This is a genomic window from Nosocomiicoccus massiliensis (assembly GCF_000438455.1).
Taxonomy (GTDB): Bacteria; Bacillota; Bacilli; order Staphylococcales; family Salinicoccaceae; genus Nosocomiicoccus; species Nosocomiicoccus massiliensis.
This window is the reverse complement of record NZ_CAVG010000014.1, coordinates 1-2,360: the sequence shown is the minus strand read 5'-3', so window position 1 is coordinate 2,360 and position 2,360 is coordinate 1. Positions and strand designations below refer to the sequence as shown.

The 2,360-nt window shown below is 34.9% G+C and carries 3 protein-coding genes; all 3 read left to right on the top strand.

Translation table 11 applies throughout. The features are described 5' to 3' along the window. A partial coding sequence (locus tag TJ68_RS00465; protein ID WP_040928157.1) for a cytochrome c biogenesis ResB family protein occupies positions 1 to 473 on the top strand: 473 nt, incomplete at its 5' end. A gap of 5 nt (positions 474 to 478) precedes the next feature. Then, the gene (gene ccsB / locus TJ68_RS00460; RefSeq protein WP_040928156.1) at positions 479 to 1,684 is read left to right on the top strand and encodes a c-type cytochrome biogenesis protein CcsB; all 1,206 of its coding nucleotides are present in this window, start codon (positions 479 to 481) and stop codon (positions 1,682 to 1,684) included. A gap of 12 nt (positions 1,685 to 1,696) precedes the next feature. After that, the coding region (locus tag TJ68_RS00455; RefSeq protein ID WP_040928155.1) for a response regulator transcription factor at positions 1,697 to 2,360 on the top strand (664 nt) is incomplete at its 3' end.

Here is a 2,360-nt window from a genome sequence, read left to right as displayed (position 1 = left end):
GGTCGTTTGCACCAGACTATGCTGGAGTAGGTAATAACGGAACGTTAATTTCTAACACACCTGTTCCACGAAATCCTGCATTCTTATTTGAAGTTAATGACAGTGATGGTAGCGAGGAGTATTCTCTCATTCAAATTCAGAATACGACAGATATTTCTAAAGATAATAAATACAGTATTAAATTTGTTTCGATGGAAAACGAAGTTGTCAGTGTATTAACACTTAAGAAAGATAAAACTATGTTCTTAATCGGTGCAGGTTTTGTTATTTTCTTAATCGGTGTGTTTATCGGTTCATATGTGAACCATAGACGTATATGGATTAATACAGATAATGGTCTTACACTTGCAGCACATACGAATCGTAACTACTACAGTATTACAAAAGAGATCAATGAAATTCTCGATAAATATAATTTAGGCTATGTAGAAGATAGCGACTCTAAAGTTCATAATGAACGAATGAAAGGATAATGGTTATGACCGATCATTTACTATTAAAGATCAGTAACATCTCAATGTTTATTGGATTTATATTATTACTTATATCACTCGTACCACTTGGTATGAGTATTAGTTCTAAACGATCAGCACGATATGCGAATATAGCAATTTGGATTGTTACGATCGCATTTGTATTAGAACTCACTTATTTTGTGTTTAGATGGCTTGCAACTGGACATGCGCCTGTATCTAACCTTTTTGAATTTATTGCGATGTTCTCTATCATGCTAATTTTTGGATACTTAGTAACGTATCACTACTATAAAACGAAAGTTTTTGGATTGTTTGCGATTCCGGTTTCGTTGTTATTACTCTGGTATGGTGCATTATTCTCAACAGATGTAGCACCACTTATTCCAGCGTTACAAAGTAACTGGCTAGCAATTCACGTAATTACAGTAACGATTTCTTACGGAATCTTATCGATGAGTGCCGTTGCAGGGTTCATTTATTTACTAAAAATTATTCCTGCAAATGAAAAGTCTTGGAGATCATTTTTCTTAGAAGCAATTACGTATTTTATAATCGTCATTGTGACATTTATGTTAATGATGGTTATTATGCGCGGTGTCGTGAAATATGAAGCAGACTTCTTCTATGTTAATCAGCAAGGTAATGAATCCGTTGTAACGTATAATTTACCGAGCTTAATTAACTACAAAGACTCAATTCCAGTTGAGCATTTAGGAAATAATGAATACGACCGTACAGAGCACTTTACAACAGGTATTGAAGTGCCACCGATCATAAAAGCTCATTCATTAAATACGGTAATATGGTCTATCGGTGTCGGTTTAATAGTTTATGGGTTATTACGACTCATTTTAAGAAGACGTATTTACACATTACTTAAACCAGTTGCAAATAAAGCCGACTTAAACTTAATGGACGACATTGGATATCGTTCAGTGATTATCGGTTTCCCATTATTTGCATTAGGTGGTATTTTCTTCGCAGCAATTTGGGCACAAGCAGCTTGGAGTAGATTCTGGGGCTGGGACCCGAAAGAAACATGGGCGTTTATTACGTTTATGTTCTATACAATTTTCTTACACTTACGTATTAATAGAGGGTACGAAGGTGAAAAATCAGCGTGGTTAGCCGTTGCAGGATTTTTCTTAATCTTATTCAACTTAGTCGCAATTAACTTAATTGTCGCAGGCTTACATTCATACGCTTAAAGAGGTGACGAAATGTCGAAACGTAAAGTATTGGTTGTAGATGATGAAGAAAGAATTCGTAAACTCGTCATCTTATATTTAGAAGCAGATGATTATGAAATTACAGAAGCAGATAATGGTGACGATGCTTTAGAACTTGCAATGAATGAAGACTTTGATTTGATTATTTTAGATGTAATGATGCCTGGTAAAGATGGGTTTGAAGTGACGAGAGAGCTAAGAATGCATAAATCAACACCGATTCTCTTATTAACTGCCAAAGGTGAAGAAAATGACGTATTAGAAGGTTTTGAAGCGGGGGCTGATGATTATGTTAAAAAGCCATTCTCTCCACGAGAAGTGTTACAGAGAACTAAAGCTATTTTAAAACGTTCATCAGAAACTGCGTATATGAAGTTTGATTCATCCAGTCGCGACATTATCGTCTATGAGCATTTAGAAATCGATAACGATGCACACAAAGTAACGGTAGATGGGCAATATGTAAATTTAACGCCGAAAGAGTACGAGTTATTACTATTTTTAGCCGAAAATCCAGACAAAGTATTCGATCGTAAAGAACTGTTAAAAGAAGTTTGGAATTATGAGTTTTACGGTGATTTACGAACAGTCGACACACATATTAAACGTTTGAGAGAGAAATTAAATGATGTTTCTGTTGATGCAAGTTTAATGA

What these genes read in the sequence shown, in the direction of transcription:
- ccsB (WP_040928156.1), top strand. Translation starts at nt 479, where the DNA reads ATGACCGATCATTTACTATTAAAGATCAGTAACATCTCAATGTTTATT.